General features: G+C 42.7%; 5 protein-coding genes. 3 read left to right on the top strand and 2 right to left on the bottom strand.

All coding sequences use genetic code 11. The annotated features are described in order from the left end of the window. The coding region (locus tag AC5V8P_RS23600; protein WP_495473922.1) for a thiamine phosphate synthase at positions 1-253 on the top strand (253 nt) is incomplete at its 5' end. 208 nt (positions 254-461) lie between these two features. Here AC5V8P_RS23600 and AC5V8P_RS23595 read toward each other — a convergent pair. Further along, a complete protein-coding gene (locus AC5V8P_RS23595) occupies positions 462-803 on the bottom strand; it encodes a winged helix-turn-helix transcriptional regulator (protein ID WP_063212180.1) in 342 nt (113 codons plus the stop codon). Between the two features lie 104 nt (positions 804-907). On the opposite strand from AC5V8P_RS23595, the gene AC5V8P_RS23590 reads away from it, so the two are divergent. Next, entirely contained in the window at positions 908-1819 is a 912-nt protein-coding gene (locus AC5V8P_RS23590) for an arginase family protein (RefSeq protein WP_064797453.1), read from the top strand. 282 nt (positions 1820-2101) lie between these two features. Here the strand turns inward: AC5V8P_RS23590 and AC5V8P_RS23585 are convergent, their stop codons facing one another. After that, positions 2102-3070 carry a LacI family DNA-binding transcriptional regulator gene (locus AC5V8P_RS23585; protein WP_064797452.1) on the bottom strand — a complete coding sequence of 323 codons (969 nt, stop codon included), beginning with the start codon at positions 3068-3070 and terminating at the stop codon, positions 2102-2104. A 185-nt stretch (positions 3071-3255) separates the two neighbouring features. Here AC5V8P_RS23585 and AC5V8P_RS23580 point away from each other — a divergent pair, with 185 nt between their 5' ends. Further along, positions 3256-4599, top strand: coding sequence for a 6-phospho-beta-glucosidase (locus AC5V8P_RS23580; protein WP_064797451.1), 1344 nt, complete (start codon positions 3256-3258; stop codon positions 4597-4599). Positions 4600-4644: the final 45 nt, after the last annotated feature.

The raw sequence follows: 4644 nt of genomic DNA, 5'->3' as shown, positions 1-4644 counted from the left end.
GAAGGATGATGCTCAGGCCGTCCAGGGTCCGGCCATTTTGCATGAGATGCGCAAGGCGAGAATTGATATACCGATCGTCGGGATCGGAGGCATTACGATAGAGCGTGTGGAGGAAGTGATAGGTGCAGGTGCCGATGGTATAGCGGTGATTTCGGCCGTGACGCAGGCAGAACGAATTCGAGCTGCGGCAGCAGAATTAAAACAAAAGGTGTTGCTAAGCATCAAGCATTCAAGGATGTCTCAAAAGCTATAAAATGCTAGGTCCTTTCCTCTATCCCACTAGTCACTTTTATTGTTCAAGCAAGAGCCTCATTTTCACTAATAAAGTAGGAATGAGGCTCTGTGTTGCCATAAAATTAATCTTTTACAGCTTGATTTCTTGTATTCTTTTTCTCAGCAATAAGTAATCCTAGCAAAGTGTACTCCCTGTACAAAACTCCAAAGTCATTAGAAAATGATATTTAATTATATTGATTTTTCGTTCCCCACTCACATAACCCTTCCAAAACAGGCAATAGTGTTTCCGCTTTTTCTGTGAGACTGTACTCGACTTTAGGCGGAACTTGGGGATACTCTTTCCGGTTCACCAGACCATCCGCTTCCAATTCTTTTAGCTGTGAACTCAATGTTTTATAAGTAATAGCTCCGATTTGTCTTTTCAGATCATTAAAACGTACCACTTGGTTTTCGGCCAGAAGATAAATAATAACCATTTTCCATTTCCCCCCAATGACTGACACTGTATAACCAAAAGGTGTATCCTCAATATTTTTAACTTTACCTTTATATTCAGCCATACTCATATTTACACTATCCTTTCGGGTAGTACCTATCAAATTAGTGCGTACTACGTTTTTATTTGCGTTCAGTTTATACTAACCGTAATTTGAAGTAAAGGAGAGAAAACATGACTAAAACAATACGCCTGTTAATGCCGCAATGGCAAGGAGGGAACAATCCTAACTACTCTTTTGGAGCCGAACTGCTGGCTTGGCTAGCTCCGGACAATAATCAACCCCTTATTCATGTTCCGGTTCAAGCTTATGATGGAACTCCGCTTGACAACGAGAACGGTATGAATGGTAGAAGACAGCTACTTGAACAATTAGAGGCTGCTCAACATATCATTGACGCTCATAAGCCAGATCGCATTGTAATGTTTGGTGGTGACTGTTTGGTGGAACAAGCCCCATTTGCCTATTTAAACGAACGATACGGTGGAGAATTAGGGTTAATTTGGATCGATGCTCATAGTGATTTAGTTAGATATGTGGGCTATGATAATGGACATACATTACCGCTCGGAAATCTGTTGGGAGAAGGAGATGAGGAGTTCGCAAAACATGTAAAGATTCCTCTCAAGCCTGAAAATGTCTTTATCGCTGGATTAGCAGCTCCTACAGAAGAAGAGACAAAAGTATTTTCAGAGACATTTCAAAAACTAGGTGTTACTACTATAGAAACAGATGCTGAAGTAATTCAAAGATTAGGGATTCGAACTGCTGGAACCCAAGAGTTAACGAACAGTACGCTATCTATAAAAGAATGGATTAAAGAAAGCGGCATTAAGTACCTAGCTATTCACCTTGATTTGGACGTACTTGACCCAAAGGCTTTCCGTTCTTTATTATTTGCCAATCCTGAAGCCCCCTATAACCTTTCTCCTGCGGGAACAATGCAAATGTATCAACTGCTTCATCTGATTAAAGAACTGTCTGAAGAAACCGATGTAGTTGGATTAGGTATAACAGAACATATGCCATGGGATGCTATTAATTTAAAGAATCTGCTTGGAGAAATACCTATTTTAAATCATTAATTCTACTTACGATCTATACATGTTTTTTGACGTTAATTTTCGTAATGGAATTATGAGAAATTCGTTTGAATTAGAGTATTGTGTAAAGAAAGGACTCCTCGGGGATTTATGCTGTTATGGAGTCCTTCTTATTTTTTATTTTCATTTATTAATTTTAGTACTGGATTAAGGAACTCTTCAAAAAAGAAGTGGACGGGCAAAGCAAAGAACTTTAGATAAAATAACACCTCAATTATGTGACTTGAATAGCTCAGCACCGAATAAAAAGGAATAATCAACAGATCAAGTAGTCGCTCGCTCTACTAATTTGAATTCCAAAGGATGTAATTCTTCATGAAGCCCCTCCAGGGCATTTCGAATCATAATGAATGCATTTTCCGCTTGCTTGTCAATCGGGTAATGGATGGTGGTTAAATCAAGCAAATGCGAAATTTCGGTGTTATCAAAGCCCACCACTGCAACCTCACTCGGTACAGAAACACCGAGCCTGCGTGCTTCGGTCAACAGCCCTGCAGCCAAACAATCGGTAGAACATGCGAAGGCATCAGGCTTGTTGGGCTGTTGACCCCACCAGTGAGCAATTTTTTCACCCGCTTCGATTGAATTTAAACCATAAAAATGAGTGAAGGCATCGGCGTTCAAATCATATTTTTGGCAAAAATCATGATAAGCCCGTATGCGTTCTTTCGTATTCAGTCCCCTCATACTCCCATACACATTCACAATGCTGCGATAGCCTCTGGCATACAGATGCTCCAGCGCAAGCATGTACCCCTGATACTGGTCCATAAATACAGACGGAATCGTCTCGATCTTCACACGCTGCCACGTCACAATTGGACCATATTTGGTGTAGTGTTCAATCACACTCCACTCATTGACGCGAATCATACAGACCAAGGCGTCCAGTTGCTTTCTCCGCAACATTTCCAGTGCTTCAAGCTCCCGTTCCTTTTCCCCATTCGTAATAAACAACGTTATATTAAAACCATGCTCCTGAGCATAGGTTGTAAATCCACGCACAAATAAACCCAAAGAATCATTAAAAGAAATCGAAATAATTCCTATGAGCTTGGTCATACCCTTTTTCAATGAAACCGCATTCAAATTAGGAACGTAATCCAGCTGGTCTATGACCTCCTGCACACGCTGCCTTGTCGGTTCACTTACGTATGGATGGTTATTAATGACACGGGACACCGTTGCCGAGGATACGCCCGCCAGCTTTGCAATTTCATGAATATTCGCCACATTTCTCACCTCGTTCTTTCTATTTTAGCATGTTCGGGTTAAGCGTGTTCATGGTCTCGTCCTATAGTTGTCACCTTCCCTAACTAAGTTTTTTAAAAGCGCTTGACCTGTAATGCATTACAGGGATTACAGTGAACTTGTGCTTAAGAAAACGGTTTAAAAAACATACTTAGGAGGCACTAACTATGAAAAAAGGCATAAAAATTGCAACCATTGGTGGAGGCTCCAGCTATACACCAGAATTAGTAGAAGGCTTTATCAAACGCTATGCAGAGCTTCCCATTCGGGAATTATGGCTGGTAGATATTGAGGCAGGACGTGAAAAGCTGGAGATCGTGGGAGCCATGGCTCAACGGATGGTGAAGGCCGCTGGCATTGATTGTGAGGTACATTTGACGCTGGATCGCCGGGAAGCGTTGAAGGATGCCGATTTTGTCACGACTCAATTTCGGGTAGGCTTGCTGGAAGCCCGGATTAAAGATGAAAGCATCCCTTTAAAACACGGCATGATCGGTCAGGAAACCAATGGGGCCGGGGGCATGTTCAAAGCTTTTCGCACCATACCTGTTATCCTCAGTATCGTCGAAGATATGAAAGAACTGTGTCCGAATGCATGGCTGATTAATTTTACTAACCCTGCGGGCATGGTCACTGAAGCGGTGCTTCGTTATGGTCAGTGGGATAAAGTTATCGGATTATGTAATGTTCCCATCGGCGCGATCAAGAGTGCATCGGCGGTGCTGGACAAACCGGAAGAAGAACTGTTCTTTAAGTTTGCAGGGATTAACCACCTGCATTGGCACAAAGTTTATGACAAAACCGGAGCCGAATTAACAGAGCAGGTCATAGAAGGACTGTATGCGCCTGGCGCAAAACCGGAGAAGGTCGTTGAGAATATTAAGAACATGCGCTTCCTGTATGATCAGGTTCGTCACTTGAAAATGCTGCCTTGTCCTTACCATCGGTATTACTATATGACCGATAACATGCTTAAGGAAGAATTAGAGGAGGCCAAAAACGAAGGAACTCGGGGACAAGTGGTCAAACGTCTGGAAGAAAGTCTGTTTGAACTGTACAAAGATCCGAATTTGGATTACAAGCCAGAGGAATTATCCAAACGTGGCGGTGCGCATTACAGCGATGCTGCTTGTGAAATCATTAATTCCATTTATAACAACAAAGGCACGTTGATGGTGGTCAGTACGCGCAATAATGGTGTAATTGATGATGTCCCTTATGATAGCGCTATCGAGGTAACCAGTGTCATTCGCGCGCATGGTGCGGAACCTGTAAACTTTGGCAAATTCCCGCCAGCGCAGCGCGGTCTGCTGCAAGTCATGAAGGCGATGGAAGAGCTAACCATTGAGGCAGCGGTCACCGGTGACTATCCGACAGCACTGCAAGCCTTCACCCTGAATCCGCTCGTTCCTAGCGGGGATATCGCCCAAACTGTGCTGGATGAAATGCTGGAAGCACACAAAGAGCATCTACCTCAATTTTTTGCTCATAAAGAAAAAGCGACAGTATAAAACCAGCCTCAATGAGACTGACAGAGATACAAAAAAAGCTTCCTA

The sequence above is a fragment of the Paenibacillus sp. N119s genome, assembly GCF_059447605.1.
Note: the sequence above shows the minus strand (reverse complement) of the source record. Positions and strands in the feature narration are given on the sequence as shown.